We start from the raw sequence: 18,892 nt of genomic DNA, 5'->3' as shown, positions 1-18,892 counted from the left end.
GCCGCGGATCACACCGAGGTGACCCGCACACCTGGAAACGGAAGAAGGGCAAGTTGTGAAGGTCGGAGTTCCGAAGGAAGTCAAGAACCACGAGTACCGGGTGGCGATCACCCCGGCCGGCGTGCACGAGTTCGTGCGGAACGGGCACCAGGTTCTGATCGAGCAAGGGGCCGGGACCGGCTCGCTGCTCACCGACGAGGAGTTCGTCGCGGCCGGTGCGCGCATCGTGCCGACGGCCGACGACGTCTGGGCCGATGCCGAGCTGGTGCTCAAGGTCAAGGAGCCGGTGGCGGAGGAGTACCACCGGATGCGCAGGGACCAGGTGCTGTTCACCTACCTGCACCTAGCCGCCAGCCGGGAGACCACCGACGCCCTGACGAAGTCCGGCATCACCGGCATCGCGTACGAGACGGTTCAGCTGCCGGACGGTTCGCTGCCGCTGCTCGCCCCGATGAGCGAGGTCGCCGGCCGGCTCGCGCCGCAGGCCGGTTCGTACCACCTGATGGCCAACGGCGGCGGCCGTGGCGTCCTGATGGGCGGTGTCTCCGGCGTGCACGCGGCCCGGGTGGTCATCATCGGCGCCGGCGTCGCGGGGATGAACGCCGCGGCGATCGCGCTCGGCATGCAGGCCGAGGTGCAGCTGTTCGACCGCAACATCGCCCGCCTCCGCGACGCCGACCGGACCTACCAGGGGCACCTGCGGACGGTCGCGTCGAATGCGTTCGAGATCGAGAAGGCGGTGCTGGAGGCCGACCTGGTGATCGGTGCGGTCCTGGTCACCGGTGCGAAGGCACCGAAGCTGGTCAGCAACGACCTGGTGGCGCAGATGAAGCCGGGCAGCGTGCTCGTCGACATCGCGATCGACCAGGGCGGCTGCTTCGAGGACTCGCGCCCGACCACGCACGCCGACCCGGTCTACAAGGTGCACAACTCGCTGTTCTACTGCGTCGCCAACATGCCCGGCGCGGTCCCGAACACCTCGACGTACGCGCTCACCAACGTGACACTCCCGTACGCCGTGGAGCTGGCGAACCTGGGCTGGCGCGAGGCGCTCAAGAACGACCACAGCCTCGCCCTCGGCCTGAACACCTTCGACGGCCACGTCACCTACGGCCCGGTCGCCGAGGCGCACGACCTCGGCCAGCTGAAGCTCGACGAAGTGCTGGTCTAATTCCCGCATGGTCAGTGAGGTAGGGCGGGCGGTCGGTTCGTATCTCGACCATCTGACGGTCGAACGCGGCCTGGCCGCCAACACCCTGGCGTCGTACCGGCGGGACCTGCGCCGGTACGACGCGTATCTGAGCAGCACCGGGATCGACAGTCTCGGCCGGGTCACCGAGGCCGTCATCGGCGACTTCCTGATGCGCCTGCGCGAAGGCGACGCGGATCATCCGCCGCTGACCGCGTCGAGCGCGGGCCGGACCGTGGTCGCCGTTCGCGGGTTCCACAAGTTCTGCCTGCGCGAAGGGCTCACCGAGATCGACCCCGCGTCCGCGGTGAAGCCGCCGACCCCGCCGCAACGGTTGCCGAAGGCACTGACCGTGGACGAGGTCACCCGGATCCTGAAGGCAGCGGCCGGCGCCGAGGCGGAGCCCGCCGTACTGGCGACTCGTGATGCCGCGTTGCTGGAGTTCCTCTACGGGACGGGTGCGCGGATCTCGGAGGCGGTCGGACTCGATGTCGACGAGGTCGATCTGGAGACCGGCACGGTGCTGCTCCGCGGCAAGGGCAGCAAGGAACGCGTCGTACCGGTGGGGTCCTACGCGCGCGATGCCCTCTCGGCGTACCAGGTCCGGGGCCGTCCCGAGCTGGTCGGCCGGGGCCGCGGCACGCACGCGCTGTTCCTGAACGCGCGCGGCGGCCGGCTGTCGCGGCAAAGTGCCTGGACCGTACTACGGCGCGCGGCCGAGCGGGCCGGGATCGCCAAGGAGATCTCGCCGCACACGCTCCGCCACTCGTTCGCCACTCATCTCCTCGACGGCGGTGCGGACGTCCGGGTCGTGCAGGAGTTGCTCGGGCACGCCTCCGTCACCACCACGCAGGTCTACACGCTCGTCACGGTCGACAAGCTCCGCGAGGTCTACGCCACCTCCCACCCGCGCGCCCTGTCCGGCTGATCTGCAGCGGTGTGCAATCATTCGGTCACGGTCGGTCATTCGGGCGGTATGATCGGCTGCGCCTGACGGACGGACCGACCCCGCTGCGGAGTGGCTGGTTGAGAGTGCTTGAATGCACGCTTACAGTCGCTGGGATCGCCCGTATCGGTTGAAAGGTTTGACGAGTCATGAACGAGTCGACATTCCCGGGCACCCAGCAGCTGCCGACGTCGATGGAGCCGATCCCGTCGACCCCGGATCAGGCGCCCGCCACGCCGCCCGAACAGCACCCTGCAACGCCCGCGCCCGCCGCGCCTCCGGCACCCGTGCGGACGGTCACCCCACCCAGCAACTATGCGGAGATGCCCCGGCCGACGGCCAAGCTGACCGCGGAGGACATGGCACCTGTGAATGACCCGCACGGTCCGAGGAACAAGATCGGACCGACCGGCCGGCCGCTTCCGGATCTGCCGCCGGTGTTGCCGCCGACCAGGCGCGGACCCGCGCAGGTGATCGCGATGTGCAACCAGAAGGGTGGCGTCGGCAAGACCACGACGACCATCAACCTGGGCGCCGCGATCGCCGAGACCGGACGCAAGGTGCTGCTGATCGACTTCGACCCGCAGGGATCCGCCTCGATCGGGCTCGGCGTGCAGCCGCACGACCTCGAGCTGTCGGTCTACAACCTGCTGATGCAGCGCGACATCACCCCCGGCGAGGTGATCCAGGCGACCCGGGTCGAGAACCTCGACCTGCTGCCCGCCAACATCGACCTGTCCGCGGCCGAGGTCCAGCTGGTCCAGGAAGTCGCCCGCGAGTACACCCTGCAGCGGGTGCTGGAACCGATCATCCCGCTGTACGACGTGATCCTGATCGACTGCGCGCCCTCGTTGGGTCTGCTCACCGTGAACGCGCTGACCGCGTCCAACGGCATCGTCGTACCGCTGGAGTGCGAGTTCTTCGCGCTGCGCGGGCTGGCGATGCTGACCGACACGATCGGCAAGGTGCAGGACCGGCTGAACCCGAAGCTGGAGATCGTCGGCATCCTCGGCACCATGTTCGACGGGCGCACCACGCACGCCCGGGAAGTGCTCGACCGGGTCGTCCAGGCCTTCGACGAGCGGGTCTTCCACACCGTCATCCGGCGTACCGTCAAGTTCCCCGAGACCACGGTCGTCGGCGAACCGATCACGACGTACGCGCCATCGTCCCAAGCGGCTACCCAGTACCGCGACCTTGCCAAGGAGGTGCTGGCGCGTTGTCCCGCCGGGTGAGCCTGCCAGGTGCCAGCGAACTGTTCGGGAGTGCGGCACCGAAGCAGACCAGACCCGAGAAGCGCACAGCCACTGACGGATCGTCGCTCGACGACCGCCCCGGTTCGAACGGGCGGTCGCGGACGGCTGTCGTCGAGGACCGGAAGTCCAGTGGCCGGATCCGGCACGACACGAAGATCACCGTGTACGTGACCGAGGAAGAGCTGCTCGGTTTGGAACAGACCAGACTCGCGTTGCGCGCCGAGCACGGCCTGACCGCCGACCGCGGCCGGATCGTCCGCGAGGCGATCGACGTCCTGCTGGCCGATTTCGTCGACCACGGCCCGGACTCGGTGCTTGTGCAGCGGTTGCGGGCAGCCGAGTCGGCCGCTGCCGCAGCGGTGGAGCCTGCCTCGTCATGAGTGATGCCCCTACCTCGGAACTGCCGATCGAGTTGCCGGGTGCCGCCCCGGAACTCCCGGTGGTGGCCGAGGGCAAGGGGTTCAGCGTTCACCTGGTCAACTTCGAGGGTCCGTTCGACCTGCTGCTGCAGCTGATCAGCAAGCACAAGCTGGACATCACCGAGGTCTCGCTGTCGACGGTCACCGACGACTTCATCGCGCATATCAAGGCGCTCGGGTCGGAGTGGGACCTGGATCAGACGTCGGAGTTCCTGCTGATCGCGGCGACGCTGCTGGATCTGAAGGCGGCGCGGTTGCTGCCGCAGGGTGATGTCGAGGACCACGAGGATCTGGCCCTGCTGGAAGCGCGGGATCTGCTGTTCGCGCGGCTGTTGCAGTACCGGGCGTTCAAGCAGATCGCGGCGTTGATGCAGACCCGGATGGCCGAAGAGGCGAAGCGGTTCCCGCGGGCGGTGGGGATGGAGCCGCGGTTCGCCGATCTGCTGCCCGAGGTGTTGCTGGGGATCGATCCGGCGGGTCTTGCCGCGTTGGCTGCGCGGGCGTTGGCTCCCAAGGACATCGTTGTTCCGGAAGGGGTTTCGCTCGCGCACTTGCATGCGCCGGCGGTGACGGTACGCGAGCAGGCGCTGGTGATCGTCGATCGGTTGCGGAGGCAGCGCAGTACGACGTTCCGCGCTCTGGTTGCTGATTCGCCGGACACTGTGACGACCGTCTGCCGGTTCCTGGCGTTGCTGGAGTTGTTCCGGGAGGCGGCCGTCGCGTTCGATCAGGTGACGCCGTTGGGTGAGTTGACGATCCGGTGGACCGGGACCGACGACGGGGAGATCGACGTCAGCGACGAGTTCGACGAGGTCGCGGAACCGGAGTCGGGCGAAGGTGAGGCACCCGAGGTGGTCGACGAGACACCCGAATGGTTCGAATCCGGCACCCCGGTGACGGTCGACGATCCGCCCGAACCCGAGCCTCCAGCAGTCCAGAACGAGACGGTGGACCAGTGACCGAGAACCGAACCACAACTCCCGAGGCCGAGACGATTCCGTCGGACGCGGCAACCACCGACGCCCTGGACTCGGTCACCACTACCGAACAGATCATCACCCCGGACCCCGCGGCTGAAGAGTTAGCGTCCGACGACGCTGCATCCACATCTGACGACACCGACTCGCCGGACGACGCCAGTTCCTCCGACGACGTCCTCGCTTCCACCTCCGAGGTGGAGACCTCCGACGACACCGACACCTCCGATGTAGGCGTGGGGGCGCCGTTCGGGGAGGAGGAAGGGGTTTTGTCGGGGGTTGAGGTTGTTGTCGACGATGCGACGATGCGGCGGGCGCTGGAAGCTATTTTGATGGTGACGGACGAGCCGTTGCCGGCGTTGACGTTGGCCCGGACGGTGGGGCGGCCGACCGGTGATGTGACGAACGCGCTGAACGAGCTGGCGGGGGAGTACACCGAGCAGGGTCGTGGGTTCGATCTGCGTGAGGTGGGAGGCGGGTGGCGGTACTACACGCGAGCCGACGCCGCGCAGTACGTGGAACGTTTTGTTCTTGACGGGCAGCAGTCGCGGTTGACGCAGGCGGCGTTGGAGACGCTGGCGGTGGTCGCGTACAAACAGCCGGTGAGTCGCGCGCGGGTGTCGGCGATCCGTGGTGTGAACGTCGACGGTGTGATGCGGACGCTGATCAGCCGCGGGCTGGTGGAAGAGGCGGGCGCGGATACCGAGTCGCAGGCGACGCTCTACCGGACGACCTCCTACTTCCTGGAGCGGATGGGCATGCAGAGCCTCGACGACCTGCCCGAACTCGCGCCGTACCTCCCGGACATGGACGACATGGAAGAAGAACTCGCTGCCCAGAACACCACTCCCGAAGCCGAAACGGTGCAGGCAGAGGCAGAAAGTGAGGACGCCGTGGAGGCAGTGGCTGAGGATGGTGGGCCGGAGGAGGAGTTGGAGCCGGCTGAGGAGTTGGAGGCTGGTGGGGACGAGATCGAGACTGCTGCGGACCCGGCTGAGATCCCGGCTGGTGAAGAAGATGCTGATGGCAACGATGATGACGACGAGAGTGCCGATTTCGACGCTGCGGTAGGCGATCTCGACGAGGATGACGAGGACGAGGACGACGACCTCGCCATCGATGCGATCGAGGACGTCGATGCTGCCGACGATGACGATGACGACCTCGACGAGGACGACGAGTCGGTGGACGAGCGGCTCGAGGCCGCTGAGGATCTTGAGCTTGCCGGGGTACCCGACGAGTCCGACGACGAGCCGGTAGCCGGCGGATCGCAGTACGGGACCGAGGCGAACGAACGCGATGAGTGACACCGACGAGTCCGGCATCCGGCTGCAGAAGGCGCTCGCGCAAGCCGGCGTCGCCAGCCGCCGCAACTCCGAACTCCTGATCGAGCAGGGCCGGGTCGAGGTCGACGGCGTCGTCGTCACCGAGTTCGGCACCCGCGTCGACCCCGCCGTCTCGGTGATCCGGGTCGACGGTGAACGGATCCCGCCGCTCACCGAGCACGCGTACCTGGTGCTCAACAAGCCACGCGGTGTCGTCACCACGATGTCCGACCCGCAGGGCCGTCCGTGCATCGCCGACTACGTGCACGACCGCCCGGAGCGCCTGTTCCACATCGGCCGGCTCGACACCGACACGGAGGGCCTGCTGCTGCTCACCAACCACGGTGAGTTCGCGCACCGGCTGGCCCACCCGTCGTACGAAGTCTCCAAGACCTATGTCGCCGAGGTCGACGGCAACGTCAAGACCGGCACGCTGCGCCGCCTCCTCGACGGCGTCACACTGGACGACGGCCCGGCCCAGGCCGACACCGTCAAGGTGGTCTCGGAGATCAAGGGCCGCACGCTGATCCAGATCACCCTGCACGAAGGCCGCAACCGGATCGTCCGTCGCATGTTCGACGCGATCGGGCACCCGGTCAAACGCCTCACCCGTACGGCGATCGGCCCGGTCCGCCGCGGCAACCTGCACACCGGCGAACTGCGCGACCTCGACCAGAAAGAACTAGGCCAACTCCTGGACCTCGTCAACCTCTGAGCTCTAGAGGGCGTGGTTGAAGAAGGTGCGGACGAGGGTTCGTACTGCGGGGGTCGCGTGCGGGTTGTCGCCGGTGAGGTGCCGGCGGGCGGTGGGCGTGGTGAGGCCGGCTGCGACGAGTTGTGGGGTGAAGGCGGCGTAGTCGGTCCAGATCCAGTGGTTGGCGTGGGGTAATTGCGTACGGCGTACTGGGCCGCCGTGGGAGAGCAGGGCCGACCAGGTGCGGTCGAAGCGGGCGTCGCGGAAGCCGTCGGTGCCGGCGAGGAGGACTGGCTTGCGGGTGCCGTGCTGGGCGATCTGGAAGAGCTCGCCGTCGAGGTAGTCGAGATAGCCCTCGAGGTTGGCGGCGGCTTTCAGGCGAGGGTCGCGGTGGAGAGACTCAGCGGCTGTTGCGCCGCCGGCCGAGTGGCCGTAGATGCCGATCCGGCGGAGGTTGAGTGCGCGAGCGAGACCGCGTGGGAGCGCTCGTCCCGGCAGCGCATCGAGGTGGTTTGCATGGAGTTGGTCGAGGATGAAGGTGATGTCTGCGAAGCGGGTCGTCAGCATCGTGCGGAGGACGGCTGGGTTGGTGGGGCCGTCGGGCGGGAGTTCGATGACGCGCGGGGGTCGGCCGGGGAAGTCGACCTCGCTGGTTTCGCCTGGGTGGTCGATGGTGATGACGACGTAGCCGTGGCTGGCCAGGTCCTCGGCTAGTGAGGTGCCGATGGTGCGTGGGTCGGCGCCACCGGGGCTGTAGAGGAGGACCGGGTGACGACCGGGCAGGACGGGCGCGTCGACGTACGAGTGGGTGAGCGTGGCTGCCCAGTCGACTCCGCTAGCCGGAAGTTCGGGGTGGAGCAGGCCGGCGTCGAGATCCTTGAAGATGGCGGCGGCGGTTGGGGTGAGTTGTGGTGCTCGGTGATGACCGCGGATGTCGGTGGCCGGGTAGAAGACGGTGAGCATGAGCTCCCGGGTGGTCGCGCCGTTCCACGGATCGGACCGTCCGGTATCGGTCAACGGAAACATCGTCGTCCCCACCCGATGAGACCCGGTCGGCGCTGGGAGTCGGAGCACCTCGTCAGAGCCCACGGCGCCCGGGACCGAACTGGCTCCGGCAGTGCCGGTCGAGACTGAACCGGGTGCGGCCCAGCTTGAGGAGGGGTGTCCGGACAGGAGTCCGGTGAGGGCTGTGGAGGTGGCGGCGGTGAGGAAGGTTCGTCGTCTCATGGCAATCACCGTCGCAGTGGTTGGCGCCTGACGTCCGGCGTACGGGGTGATCTCCACCCGAAGATCCACCCGGCGGCGGAACGGCGTACGAACCGTTCTGGAACCACGGTTTGTTGACATCAAAGGAGTAACGGCGAGAAACGCCGCGCCTGAGACCGCTCACGAATGTCGGAAGGGCGCCGTAGGGTGGGTGATGTGAACCGGCGAATCTTCGGCCTGGAGAACGAGTACGGAGTCACCTGCACTTTTCGCGGTCAGCGCCGACTGACCCCCGATGAGGTGGCGAGGTACTTGTTTCGGCGAGTCGTGTCCTGGGGGCGGAGCAGTAACGTCTTCCTCCGCAACGGGGCCCGGCTCTACCTCGACGTGGGCTCCCACCCGGAGTACGCGACCGGCGAGTGCGATTCGGTCACCGACCTGATCGCACACGACAAGGCGGGTGAGCGGATCCTCGAAGGACTGCTCGTCGACGCGCAGAAGCGGCTGCACGACGAAGGCATCTTCGGCGACGTCTACCTGTTCAAGAACAACACCGACTCGGCCGGCAACAGCTACGGCTGCCACGAGAACTACCTGGTCAGCCGGCACGGCGACTTCGCCAAGCTGGCCGACGTGCTGATCCCGTTCCTGGTCACGCGGCAGCTGATCTGCGGTGCCGGCAAGGTGCTGCAGACACCCCGCGGCGCGGTGTATTCGGTGAGCCAGCGCGCCGAGCACATCTGGGAAGGCGTCTCCAGCGCGACGACGCGGTCCCGGCCGATCATCAACACCCGCGACGAGCCGCACGCGGACGCCGAGCGGTTCCGCCGGCTGCACGTGATCGTCGGCGACTCGAACATGTCCGAGACCACGATGCTGCTGAAGGTGGCGAGCACCGATCTCGTCCTGCGGATGATCGAGGCCGGCATCGTGATGCGCGACCTGACCCTGGACAACCCGATCCGGGCGATCCGCGAGATCAGCCACGACATGACCGGGCGCCGCGAGGTGCGGCTGGCCAACGGTCGCGAGGCGAGCGCACTCGACATCCAGGGTGAGTACCTGACCAAGGCGCGGGACTTCGTGGACCGGCGCGAGCTCGGTACGCCGGCGGTGGAGCGTGCGCTGAATCTGTGGGAGCGGTGCCTGAAGGCGATCGAGTCCGGCGACCTGTCCGGGATCGAGCGCGAGATCGACTGGGTGATCAAGTACCGGCTGATCGAGCGCTACCGCCAGCAGAACAACCTCGGGCTCGCGAGTCCGCGGGTGGCGCAGCTCGATCTGGCGTACCACGACATCCACCGGCCGCGCGGGCTCTATTACCTGCTCGAGCGCAAGGGTGCCGTCACGCGCGTGGTCGACGACCTGCGGGTGTTCGAGGCGAAGTCGGTGCCGCCGCAGACGACCCGGGCGCGCCTGCGGGGCGAGTTCATCAAGCGTGCCCAGGAGCGCCGCCGCGACTTCACCGTCGACTGGGTGCACCTGAAGCTGAACGACCAGGCTCAGAGAACAGTCCTCTGCAAAGACCCCTTCAAGTCTCATGACGAGCGAGTCGAGAAGCTCATCGCGAGTATGTGAGGGCGGGAGCAACCTCCGGTACGGCGTACCGGGGGTTGCTGTGAGCGGGCTGGCAGTCTGCTGTGCGACGCTGCGTGACGTGATCGAACGGTGACTGAGGTGAGTGCTCGCGTGCTTGCCCGTGCAGGCTAGGGTGGGCGGCGTTCATCTGGCCGTATCCAGGCAGGTCCGCGGTTCCGGGCCCACGCCGTGAGATTTCGAGGTGCTCGTTTCGTGCGCAAGTTGTTGAGTCTGGTCGCTGTGCTCGCGCTGGGGTCGTCCCTGGTCGCCTGCGGTTCGGAGGATTCCAAGGCCGGAGGTGACTTCGGCAAGAACGGGATCAAGGTGACCGCGGACTTCGGCCAGAAGCCGACCGTGACGCACCGCGACGGGGACCCGGACAAGTCCCTGGTGACCGAGGTCCTCAAGGAGGGCGACGGCCCGGAGGTCAAGAAGGGCGAGCTGCTCACCGCGAACTACCTCGGCCAGATCTGGCGTGACGGCAAGGTGTTCGACAACTCCTACGACCGCGGTGCGCCGTCGTCGTTCCCGATCGGGGTCGGTGGCGTCATCACCGGCTGGGACGAGGGTCTGGTCGGCAAGAAGATCGGCAGCCGCGTGCTGCTCTCGATCCCGGCCGACAAGGGTTACAAGGAGCAGGGCAACGCCGACGCCGGCATCAAGGGTGACGACACGCTGATCTTCGTCGTCGACCTGGTCAGCGCCGCCGCGAACGACACCAAGCTGGACGCCGACCCGGTGGCCGCACCGGCCACTCCGTTCAAGGTCACCGGTGAGCTGAACGCGGAGCCGAAGGTCACGGTCCCGGCCGGCACCAAGCCGCCGGCGAAGCCGGGCAAGCCGGTCATCATCGCCACCGGCAAGGGCAAGCCGGTCGAGAAGGCCAGTCAGATCGTCGGCCGCTACGTCGTCTACGACTACACCGGCAAGAAGCAGGCCAGCACCTGGGCCGGTACGCCGGCTTCGGCGACCGCGCCCGCGCAGCCCGGCGCCCCGACCGACCAGCTCCAGGTCGGCCCCGGCCCGAACGGCCAGACCGGCGCACTGGACGGCCTCGCCGGCATCCCGATCGGCAGTCGCGTCCTGGTAGAACTCCCGGCCAGCAAGGATGACAAGGGCAAGACGGTCAACGCCTTCGCCGTGATCGACATCCTGAACTCGTTCCCGGCCCCGAAGCCGGCGACCCCGCAGCCGAGCACCAGCGGCAGCCCGTCGAACTGATCCAGCCAGAGCGGTCTGGGGCTTTCCGGAGCCTCAGACCGCTTTTCGCTGCCCGGCCGGAATGTCCACCAGCCCGGCCGCATGACGGCCTGCGGCAGCCGCGGCCTCGAAGTAGGAACGGTCGCCGTCGAGGTTGCGGCCCATCGTCGACAGCTTCACCGGCGCGGCCGCCAACGCGTCGTACAGGCCGTCCACGGACACCCGTACGACGTGATGCCGCGCCTTCAGTGGTTCGGCGGCGTCCCGGACCAGGTCGCCGAAGTCACCGTCGAGATCCGGTACGACGACGTCGGCGGGCTGCAGCGCGACCCGCCCGTACGCCGTGAGGCTGTGATGTGAGATGCCCCGATGTCGCGGGCGCGGGTCGGCCTCGGAGATCCGTAGTGACGCCACGGCCCGTCCGCCCAGCGTGCCGACAGCGTTGACTGCCTCGCCCGACTGCACACCGGAGAAGCCCCAGCGAGTCCCGGTGCCGAGATTGCCCGGCCCCTGGGTGATGACGACGACCTCCGCCGCCAGGACATGTACTGCGGTCAGTAGGCCGGTGTGGACGGTCACTGCTTCCCGGTCCCCGCCGAACGCCTGCCCAACGGTCACTGTCCCACCTAGCCAACCCGCGTCCTTCAGAGCCGGCACAGTGCGCGAGAAGGCGAGCGGTAGAGCGCCGCCGTCGGTCATGACGTACACGACTCGGGTACTGGGTCGAGCCTCGTACACCCCAGCCAGTACTGCGGGCAGCGCAGAGTGCAGGTCAGCCACGACGACCGGCGTACCGAACAAGTCGTCCGCATCACGCAGTACGGCGTGGTCCGGGGAGTCCTGCTCATCCGCGCCGAGCACCATCGACTGCAGCGGCGTGTAACGCGCCTTGACCAGGTGACCGGTCTCTGGCGGATCAGGAGGCAGCCGGTCGGGGATAGCGACCACCAATGCGTACCCACCGGTCCCTAGACCACGGTCGAGCGCACCGACGTTCAGTAGCACCCGGTCACCCACAGCAGGCGACCCCACCAAGTCCGGGTAAGCCAGTGCGCGCACAGCGCGGTCCCCGATCACCACAGCCAGCTCCTGTGCTCCAGGCCAGCTACGACCGAGCTCGCTGACAACACCTTCGCGCCACCGCATCACCCGCTGACTGTAGCCAACCGCCCGCAGCGGCTACGACGCGGTGCGTTTGAGGAAGTCCAGGGCGGTGTCGGCCACCTCTTGCCAACCGCTGTCGATGGTCAGGGCGTGACCGCGGCCTTCCATCTCCACGATCTCGGTGACGCCGGGATTGCCCTGTTGCTGCTTGTAGGAGGCGTTCGCGACGGCCCACGGGACCGTGTTGTCCTTCTCGCCGGAGATGATCAGCAGCGGACCGCGGTCGGGGTTCTTGGTGTCGACCTTGGCCTCGGTCCAGGGGTTGAGATTGGCCGCGGCTGCCTGGAACAAGGGCTTGCCGCCCGCCGGTACGGCGTAGGTCTCGTACAGGTACTTGGCTTCGTCCTCCTCGACGGCGTTGGCGAAGCCGAACCGGAACTGGTCGTAGGTGAGCGGAACCGCCCGGTTGCGGTTGGCCGGATTCCCGAGCACCGGGAACGCCGACTTCAGGGCGGAGATCGGGAGCGGGAGTACGCCGCGGAACGGCGCCGGGTCGATCGCCACCGACGCCGAGGCCAGCCCGCGGCCGGCCAGGATCTGGGTCAGCAGTCCACCGAAGGAGTGACCGACGACGACGGGTTTGCTGTCCAGTCCGCGGATGATCTCCTCGAAGTGGTCGGCGACCTGGCCGATCGACTTCCCGGCGAACGCCTCGGGATGCGCGTTGGCCTCCTCGACCGTCTCGGGATCGTCCGGCCAGCCGGGCGTGAGGGCGACGTACCCGCGCTCCTCGAACAGCGTCGCCCAGCGCTCCCAGCTGTTCGGCAGCAGCCACAATCCGTGGACGAACACCACTGGCGGCCGGCCCGCGGCGTTCGCCTGCTTGCACTGTTCGAGCTCGTGCTCGGTGATGGTCCGGGCAGCGCCGGATGCGGAATCGGACATGAGGGCCCCTAGCTTGGAAGGAACGGTAGGTCAGACAGTGGTGATGAGACCGCCGTCGATGACGAAGTCGCTGCCGTTGACGTTGCCGGCCCGGTCGCTGGCCAGCAGCAGCGCGAGATCGGCGACCTCTTGCGGGGTCGTGAACCGGCCGGTCGGGCTGTCGGCGGCTGCGCTGCCGGCGACCTCGTCGGGCTTGATGCCGCGGGCCCGGGCGATGGTTTCGGCGACCCCGCCGGCGCCGAGCCACAGGTCGGTCTGCACCGGACCGGGGCTGATCGTGTTGACCCGGACGCCCTGTGGACCGAACTCCTTGGACAGCGACTTGCACAAGTTGCTCAGCGCGCCCTTGGCCGCGCTGTAGTCGATCACGGCCGGATCGGGCAGCGAGGCGTTCACCGAGGCAACGGTCACGATGCTCGGGTTCGATCGCCCGAGCATGTGCGGCAGAGCGGCGCGGATGCTGCGGACCGCAGCCAGGAAGTTGATCGTGAGAGTGGCGTTCCAGTCCTCGTCCGTGATGGCCAGGAATCCGTCGAGCCGCGGCCGGACCGCACCGACGTTGTTGACCAGGATGTCGAGCCCCTGGTGCCGGCCGACGGCTTCCTCGATCAGGTACGCCGGTCCGCCCGCCTCGGTCAGGTCGACCTTGACCACAGTCACCGGGAAGCGGTCGGCCAGTAGATCGAGCTCGTCGCTACCGTGCAGTGCGCCGGCCACCACCGCGACACCTTCTTCGGCGAGTGAACGTGTGATGGCGAGGCCGATGCCCTTGCTCGCACCAGTGACCACTGCCACCTTGCCGGTCAGATGAAGCTCCACGTGATCTCTCCCAGGTCGACGTGGTCTGGACAGTAGGCCACGGGCTCGCGGGCCGACACCACGTGATCACGTAGTTCGAATCGCTTGCCGCGCGGGGAGTCGCAGGCAAGGATGAGTTCAGGTCGTACCTGGGGATTCCGGCCGCCGCCCATAGCGTTCACCGACGCCGGAGGAGCCATGGACGACGCGGGGGAGCCACCACGCATGGGGTCGGTCCAGCACGTCCTCGACCGGGTCGCACACGGCGGCCATGGACCGGGCGTGGTCTCGGAGGCGATCCAGCTTTCCTGGCAGCGCTCCGCCGCGGCCGGTCTGCCTGCTGACCACGTCGCCGTGCCGTTCGACGCCGACGTCGACAAGGACGGCAGGCTTCGCTGGGCCGCCGCGCCGGCCATGGCTGCCGTCAGCGCGGACTTGTCCGATCTCCCCGTTGCACTGCTGCTCAGCGACCAGGCCGGACACGTGGTCGATCGATGGACCGGGTCCAGCGACACCTCGGACCTGATGGGCGGCATCGGTGCGGCGCCTGGTTACGTATGCCGCGAGGAGCTGGTCGGCACCAATTCGATCGGCCTGGCCCTGCTGACTTCCGGACCGGCCGTCGTCCGCGGCTTCGAGCACTACGCCGACAACCTGACCGCCGTGTCGTGTGCCTCCAGCGCGGTCGTCCATCCCGCGACCGGACAACTGCTGGGCGTCATCAACGCGACTTGTCCGGGGAACAGCTACAACCCGGTGATGCCCGCCCTGGTCGGGCGCGTGGTGGCCGAGACCCGTCGCCGGCTGATCGAGGAATCGCGCGTCCCGTCCGCCGCACTCCGCGCCGCCTTCCTGACCGCACGCCGCCGGTCGAAAGGCGCGCTCGCCGCCATCAGCGCCAACACCATGTTCTTCAACACGGCCGCCGGTCCGATCCTCGCGGCGCCGACCGACCGCGCGCTGCTGTGGGACTGGGCCGAACGAGCGATCCGCGACCACAACGGAGCCCTGCAGACGGTCGTCGCCTACACCTCCGGACCCAGATCCACTCGCTGTGCCCCCGTGTACGACGGCTCGACCCTCGCCGGCGCCCTGGTCTGGATCGGCCGGCGGATGAACCCCGCGCCCTCCGGCGCCCTGTCCGACACAGGCTCCGCGGCCCGATGGTCGCTGCTCACCGACTCCGAGCGAACCATCGCCGAGACCGTCGCCCGCGGGCTCACCAACCGGGAGACTGCCGCACTGTTGTTCCTCTCCCCGCACACGGTTGACTACCACCTGCGGCAGATCTTCCGCACCCTCGGTGTCCAGTCCCGGGTGGAACTCGCCCGCATTGTCGAACGAGTCCGTTGACGGCCCGGCCGGCCGGCGCGAAGGCTTAAGGGAACACCTGTTCGGCGCGGGGCTACGGAGTCGGACCTGGTACGCCGTAAGGTGGTCGGGTGTCGGCGCGGAAGAGTGAGCGGCTGCTCAATTTGGTGATCTGCCTGCTGGTCGCGCGCACTTATGTGACCAAGGAGCGGATCCGCGAGGTGGTCGAGGGCTACGCGGGTCAGACCGAGGACGCCTTCGAGAAGATGTTCGAGCGCGACAAGGACGAGCTGCGCGACCTCGGCATCCCGATCGAGATGGGCACCATCGACAAGTTCTTCTCCGACGACGTCGGCTACCGGATCCGCCGGGACGTCTTCGAGCTGCCCGAGGTGCACCTGGAGCCGGACGAGGCGGCCGTGCTCGGTGTCGCCGCCCGGGTCTGGCAGCACGCGAGCCTGGCCGAGGCGACCACGTCGGCCGTGCTCAAGCTGAAGGCGGCCGGGATCCAGACCGACCAGTCCGCGCTGAGCGCGATCGAGCCGCACGTCGGCGCCTCCGAACCGGCCTTCGACACGCTCTGGTCGGCCGTGGTCAGCCGCAGCGTGGTCCGCTTCGAGCACCGCCGCAGCGGGCTGGCCGAGCCGACCCAGCGCACCCTCGAACCGTGGGGGATCGTGTCCTGGCACGGCCGCTGGTACGTCGTGGGCCGCGACCGCGACCGCGAGGCGACCCGGATGTTCCGGATGTCCCGGATCGGCGGCGAAGTGAAGACGGTCGGCGAGCCGGGTGCGTTCGTCGTACCGGAAGGCACCGATCTGCGCTCGCTGGTCTCCGAGCTGGCTCCGCCGAGGCCGACGTCCGAGGCGAAGGTCCGGGCCCGGGCCGGCTCCTGCGTCAGCCTGCGTCGGCGGGCGAACGCGATCGAGCCCTACGAGGACGGCTGGGACCTGCTGCACGTCCCGTACGCCGACTCGGCTGTGCTCGCCGAGGAGATCACGTCGTACGGGACCGATGCCGTGGTCGAGGGACCCGGAGACGTGCTGGACGGCGTACTGAGCCGGCTGCGGACCATCGCCGGAGTGTCCGTATGAGCAATGCCCGCGATCAGGTGCAGCGGTTGCTTGCGCTGGTGCCCTATCTGCGTGAGAACGACGGTGCGCGGGTCGACGACGTCGCGGCGGAGTTCGGGGTCCGGCCGAAGCAGATCATCGCTGACTTGAAGGTGCTCTGGTTCTGCGGCCTGCCCGGTGCGCAGATGGGCGACCTGATCGAGATCGACATCGACGCGGCCGAGGGCGACGGCGTCATCCACCTGAACAACGCCGACTACCTGGCCCGCCCGCTGCGGCTGGCCGCGGACGAGGCGCTCGCGCTGCTGACCGCGCTGCGCACGCTCCGCGAAGTCACCGCCGGGCACGACCGGGACGCTGTCGACCGTGCCATTGCCAAGCTGGAGCGAGCCGCGGGGGAGGGTGCGGCCGCGGTCGAAGGATCCGCCGCGCACGTCCACGTGGAGCCCGCTGCGCCGGAGATCGCCGACATGGTGAACCGCGCGCTCGCCGAGCACCGCCGGATGCACCTCACGTACGACGTACCGTCCCGCGACGAGACCACCGAGCGTGATGTGGACCCGATGCGCCTGGTCGTCTCGGACGGGCGGACCTATCTCGAGGCCTGGTGCCGGCTGGCCGAGGACGTCCGGCTCTTCCGGCTGGACCGGATCGCCGCCGCCAAGGTGCTGGATCTGCCGAGCGAGCCGCCCCCGGAGGCGACGCCGCGAGACCTGTCGAACGGCATGTTCCAGCCGTCCGAATACGATCTGCTCGCCACCGTCCGGCTCGAGCCGCCGGCCCGCTGGGTCGCGGAGTACTACCCGACCGAGTCGGTCGAGGAGGGCCCGTCCGGTTCCCTCATCGTCAAGCTCCGGGTCGCCGACACAGCCTGGCTCCAACGCCTCGTACTCCGCTTAGGCGGCTCCGCAACGGTCCTGGAACCCGCCGACCTCAGCGACCAGATCGCCGCAACCGCCCGCGACGCCCTCTCGGCGTACGACCTCTGACACCTGTCAGCCCTGGGAGAGCGTCTTCTCCAGCGGTGACCGGAAGCGTGGGGTGACTCGTACGCCGGCCAGCCAGCTCGTCCATTTGGCGGCCTCGGCCTCGATCTGGCGGGTGGCCTCGGCGCCGACGTCCTCCAGCACTCTGAAGCGGACCTCGCCCGACTCGGGCTGGCCCCAGCCGCCCACGATCCGGCCGTTCACCCAGACCGTGGGGCCCACGTTGCCGGTGGTGTCGAAGAGCTGGGGTTTGTAGTCACCCAGGTACCAGTCGCGCTCCTTCCAGCCCATCGGGGTCGGGTCCAGGGCGGGGAGGAGGGCGACCCACGGCTCGATCTCGGGGTCCGGCTCCTCGTCGCCCGGCAGGACGTAGCCGACCGTGCCGTCCAGGTCCACCTCGACGGCGTCGACCGCGGTGAGCGCCTTCCGGGTCTGACCCATCGTCCAGCCCGACCACCACTGCAGATCCGCGGCCGTGCCAGGCCCGAATGAGGCCAGCCAGGCCTTGGCGAGTTCCGCGCGGGCTTCGTCCGCCGGGAGTTTGTCGCCCAGACCACCGGGGAGCCACTTCTCGGCCGGAGACCATTGATGCTGGCCGCTGAGCCAGGTGCCGAGCGGACGGCCGCGAACGATCCGGCCCTCCGCGGCGAGCTGGAAGAGGACGCGACTGGTGACGTACGGCTGAGCGGCGTACGACTTGCCTTCGGCCATCGACAGGCGGGTCCGGAGGCGCGGCTCATCGGCGGAGAGCTCGTTCGCGGTGGCGGAACCCCGGAGCGTGAGGGCCGTTGCGGTCGACTCCTCGACGGCTCTTAGCCACTTGCCGGCCGCCTCCAGGTCAGCGCCGATCCCCGCCTCGGCGAGGTGCTTGGTCAGGAGCTTGCGCTGCTTCACGGCGATCTCGTCGGTGCAGGCGGCCTGGATCACGGGGGCGAGCGTGGTGGGCGCGACGAAGACGGTCCGGCGCATGCCGAGCATCCGGATCAGCGTGCGCTCGTCGTACAGGGCACGCTCTGTGATCGCGACCTCACTCCCCGGCACCCGGGCGGCGACGGAGAGGTGGACCGTCGCGGGGTCGGTCGCGTGCAGGACGACCATCGAGCTGGCCGCCTGGACCGGGTCCGCCGCCTGGCAGGAGGGTGCCAGCCGGTGCCGCCGCCCGATCCTGGCCCGCCGTTCGGCCACCCCGATCCGCTCCATCGAACGCCCCCTGTGCCTCGGTGATACACCGTTCTTACCATTACGTTCCAGCCACGTTCCGCCACCGTTGTACCCCACGACTGCCCGCGAGCCGTGATCATGTCCTGGAACCGGATAGGCTCGGGGCATGTACTGGTTCCTGCTGTTCCTCGGCGTACTGGCGGTGTGGCTTCTGGTCCTCGTCCTGCTCGCCAAGAAACTGTGGGGCCAGACCAAGGCACTGACACGTGAGTTGGTCGCCGCCCAGTCCAAGCTCGATGCCGCGCAGTCGGAGGCCAGGTCCGTACGGGCCGCCGAAGACGCACCGGCCCGGGCGTAGTATCGGCGCTCACTGTTGAGCCACGAGTAGAAGTCGGTAGAGGGAGTTCGTCATGATTCCGTTTCTCGGAATGCCCCAGGGCGCGGAGTGGCTCGTTATTCTCGCGATCGTCGTGCTGCTGTTCGGTTCGGCGAAGCTGCCGGCCCTGGTGAAGCAGCTCGGCAAGTCGAAGAAGATCTGGGAAGAAGAGGTCGGCCCGGGTCGCAAGAAGGACGACGAGCTGACCGAGGGCGTGCAGGCGCCGACCCAGCAGGTCAACCCGCAGGTGCAGGCCCCCAGCCAGCAGCCGGTGCAGCAGCCGAACCAGGTGAACGGCCAGGGCGACGGCCTGCCGCCGACTCACACGGCCAACTGAGCCGCGCGCTC

At 68.5% G+C, this 18,892-nt stretch carries 19 protein-coding genes; 14 read left to right on the top strand and 5 right to left on the bottom strand.

The genetic code is table 11. The features are described from left to right. Positions 1-55: 55 nt before the first annotated feature. From ald to ABZ004_RS16315, 7 genes are all read left to right on the top strand, one after another. The gene (gene ald, locus ABZ004_RS16345) at positions 56-1,171 is read left to right on the top strand and encodes an alanine dehydrogenase (RefSeq protein WP_355680667.1); all 1,116 of its coding nucleotides are present in this window, start codon (positions 56-58) and stop codon (positions 1,169-1,171) included. A gap of 7 nt (positions 1,172-1,178) precedes the next feature. Beyond that, complete coding sequence (gene xerD / locus ABZ004_RS16340; protein WP_355680666.1) at positions 1,179-2,117, top strand: site-specific tyrosine recombinase XerD; 939 nt, start codon at positions 1,179-1,181, stop codon at positions 2,115-2,117. 377 nt (positions 2,118-2,494) lie between these two features. Beyond that, on the top strand, positions 2,495-3,370 hold the full coding sequence (locus ABZ004_RS16335) for a ParA family protein (RefSeq protein WP_355680702.1): 876 nt from the start codon (positions 2,495-2,497) through the stop codon (positions 3,368-3,370). Continuing rightward, on the top strand, positions 3,355-3,771 hold the full coding sequence (locus tag ABZ004_RS16330; RefSeq protein WP_355680665.1) for a hypothetical protein: 417 nt from the start codon (positions 3,355-3,357) through the stop codon (positions 3,769-3,771). The genes ABZ004_RS16335 and ABZ004_RS16330 overlap by 16 nt, the downstream gene beginning before the upstream one ends. After that, positions 3,768-4,769, top strand: a complete 1,002-nt coding sequence (locus ABZ004_RS16325) for a segregation/condensation protein A (protein WP_355680664.1) — start codon at positions 3,768-3,770, stop codon at positions 4,767-4,769. The genes ABZ004_RS16330 and ABZ004_RS16325 overlap by 4 nt, the downstream gene beginning before the upstream one ends. Then, positions 4,766-6,094, top strand: coding sequence for an SMC-Scp complex subunit ScpB (gene scpB / locus ABZ004_RS16320; RefSeq protein WP_355680663.1), 1,329 nt, complete (start codon positions 4,766-4,768; stop codon positions 6,092-6,094). Before ABZ004_RS16325 ends, scpB begins: the two co-directional genes overlap by 4 nt. Then, entirely contained in the window at positions 6,087-6,827 is a 741-nt protein-coding gene (locus ABZ004_RS16315) for a pseudouridine synthase (protein WP_355680662.1), read from the top strand. Before scpB ends, ABZ004_RS16315 begins: the two co-directional genes overlap by 8 nt. Positions 6,828-6,830: 3 nt before the next feature. Here the strand turns inward: ABZ004_RS16315 and ABZ004_RS16310 are convergent, their stop codons facing one another. Next, entirely contained in the window at positions 6,831-8,033 is a 1,203-nt protein-coding gene (locus tag ABZ004_RS16310) for an alpha/beta hydrolase (RefSeq protein WP_355680661.1), read from the bottom strand. Between the two features lie 195 nt (positions 8,034-8,228). Here ABZ004_RS16310 and pafA point away from each other — a divergent pair, with 195 nt between their 5' ends. Continuing rightward, positions 8,229-9,590: a Pup--protein ligase gene (gene pafA, locus ABZ004_RS16305; RefSeq protein WP_020386528.1), complete on the top strand. Its 1,362-nt coding sequence runs from the start codon at positions 8,229-8,231 to the stop codon at positions 9,588-9,590. 213 nt (positions 9,591-9,803) lie between these two features. Further along, positions 9,804-10,811 carry an FKBP-type peptidyl-prolyl cis-trans isomerase gene (locus ABZ004_RS16300; protein ID WP_355680660.1) on the top strand — a complete coding sequence of 336 codons (1,008 nt, stop codon included), beginning with the start codon at positions 9,804-9,806 and terminating at the stop codon, positions 10,809-10,811. 33 nt (positions 10,812-10,844) lie between these two features. On the opposite strand, the gene ABZ004_RS16295 is transcribed toward ABZ004_RS16300, so the two are convergent. From ABZ004_RS16295 to ABZ004_RS16285, 3 genes are read right to left on the bottom strand one after another with little or no spacing between them, the layout of a single operon-like run. Then, a complete protein-coding gene (locus ABZ004_RS16295; RefSeq protein WP_355680701.1) occupies positions 10,845-11,936 on the bottom strand; it encodes a DUF3866 family protein in 1,092 nt (363 codons plus the stop codon). Between the two features lie 33 nt (positions 11,937-11,969). Further along, entirely contained in the window at positions 11,970-12,839 is an 870-nt protein-coding gene (locus ABZ004_RS16290; protein WP_355680659.1) for an alpha/beta hydrolase, read from the bottom strand. Between the two features lie 30 nt (positions 12,840-12,869). Continuing rightward, complete coding sequence (locus ABZ004_RS16285; RefSeq protein ID WP_355680658.1) at positions 12,870-13,658, bottom strand: SDR family oxidoreductase; 789 nt, start codon at positions 13,656-13,658, stop codon at positions 12,870-12,872. Between the two features lie 111 nt (positions 13,659-13,769). Here ABZ004_RS16285 and ABZ004_RS16280 point away from each other — a divergent pair, with 111 nt between their 5' ends. The 3 genes from ABZ004_RS16280 (at position 13,770) to ABZ004_RS16270 (ending at position 17,010) form a co-directional block, all read left to right on the top strand. Continuing rightward, the gene (locus ABZ004_RS16280; protein ID WP_355680657.1) at positions 13,770-14,990 is read left to right on the top strand and encodes a LuxR C-terminal-related transcriptional regulator; all 1,221 of its coding nucleotides are present in this window, start codon (positions 13,770-13,772) and stop codon (positions 14,988-14,990) included. A gap of 89 nt (positions 14,991-15,079) precedes the next feature. After that, on the top strand, positions 15,080-16,042 hold the full coding sequence (locus tag ABZ004_RS16275; protein ID WP_355680656.1) for a WYL domain-containing protein: 963 nt from the start codon (positions 15,080-15,082) through the stop codon (positions 16,040-16,042). Further along, positions 16,039-17,010, top strand: a complete 972-nt coding sequence (locus ABZ004_RS16270) for a WYL domain-containing protein (protein WP_355680655.1) — start codon at positions 16,039-16,041, stop codon at positions 17,008-17,010. Before ABZ004_RS16275 ends, ABZ004_RS16270 begins: the two co-directional genes overlap by 4 nt. Before the next feature lie 6 nt (positions 17,011-17,016). Here the strand turns inward: ABZ004_RS16270 and ABZ004_RS16265 are convergent, their stop codons facing one another. Further along, a complete protein-coding gene (locus tag ABZ004_RS16265) occupies positions 17,017-18,207 on the bottom strand; it encodes a winged helix DNA-binding domain-containing protein (protein WP_355680654.1) in 1,191 nt (396 codons plus the stop codon). Between the two features lie 127 nt (positions 18,208-18,334). On the opposite strand from ABZ004_RS16265, the gene ABZ004_RS16260 reads away from it, so the two are divergent. Continuing rightward, positions 18,335-18,526, top strand: a complete 192-nt coding sequence (locus ABZ004_RS16260; RefSeq protein WP_355680653.1) for a hypothetical protein — start codon at positions 18,335-18,337, stop codon at positions 18,524-18,526. 52 nt (positions 18,527-18,578) lie between these two features. Then, a complete protein-coding gene (locus tag ABZ004_RS16255) occupies positions 18,579-18,881 on the top strand; it encodes a twin-arginine translocase TatA/TatE family subunit (protein WP_355680652.1) in 303 nt (100 codons plus the stop codon). The last annotated feature ends 11 nt before the right edge of the window (positions 18,882-18,892 follow it).

Origin of the sequence: Kribbella sp. NPDC006257 (genome assembly GCF_040613535.1) — a bacterium.
GTDB lineage: Bacteria > Actinomycetota > Actinomycetes > Propionibacteriales > Kribbellaceae > Kribbella.
This window is presented reverse-complemented; position numbering and strand designations above follow the sequence as displayed.

Excerpts from the sequence above, each read along its gene's own strand:
- xerD (WP_355680666.1), top strand. The coding sequence starts at position 1,179 with ATGGTCAGTGAGGTAGGGCGGGCGGTCGGTTCGTATCTCGACCATCTG.
- ABZ004_RS16335 (WP_355680702.1), top strand. The coding sequence starts at position 2,495 with ATGGCACCTGTGAATGACCCGCACGGTCCGAGGAACAAGATCGGACCG.
- ABZ004_RS16325 (WP_355680664.1), top strand. The coding sequence starts at position 3,768 with ATGAGTGATGCCCCTACCTCGGAACTGCCGATCGAGTTGCCGGGTGCC.
- ABZ004_RS16315 (WP_355680662.1), top strand. The coding sequence starts at position 6,087 with ATGAGTGACACCGACGAGTCCGGCATCCGGCTGCAGAAGGCGCTCGCG.
- ABZ004_RS16310 (WP_355680661.1), bottom strand. The coding sequence starts at position 8,033 with ATGAGACGACGAACCTTCCTCACCGCCGCCACCTCCACAGCCCTCACC.
- ABZ004_RS16295 (WP_355680701.1), bottom strand. The coding sequence starts at position 11,936 with ATGCGGTGGCGCGAAGGTGTTGTCAGCGAGCTCGGTCGTAGCTGGCCT.
- ABZ004_RS16290 (WP_355680659.1), bottom strand. The coding sequence starts at position 12,839 with ATGTCCGATTCCGCATCCGGCGCTGCCCGGACCATCACCGAGCACGAG.
- ABZ004_RS16280 (WP_355680657.1), top strand. The coding sequence starts at position 13,770 with ATGAGTTCAGGTCGTACCTGGGGATTCCGGCCGCCGCCCATAGCGTTC.
- ABZ004_RS16270 (WP_355680655.1), top strand. The coding sequence starts at position 16,039 with ATGAGCAATGCCCGCGATCAGGTGCAGCGGTTGCTTGCGCTGGTGCCC.
- ABZ004_RS16265 (WP_355680654.1), bottom strand. The coding sequence starts at position 18,207 with ATGGAGCGGATCGGGGTGGCCGAACGGCGGGCCAGGATCGGGCGGCGG.
- ABZ004_RS16260 (WP_355680653.1), top strand. The coding sequence starts at position 18,335 with ATGTACTGGTTCCTGCTGTTCCTCGGCGTACTGGCGGTGTGGCTTCTG.
- ABZ004_RS16255 (WP_355680652.1), top strand. The coding sequence starts at position 18,579 with ATGATTCCGTTTCTCGGAATGCCCCAGGGCGCGGAGTGGCTCGTTATT.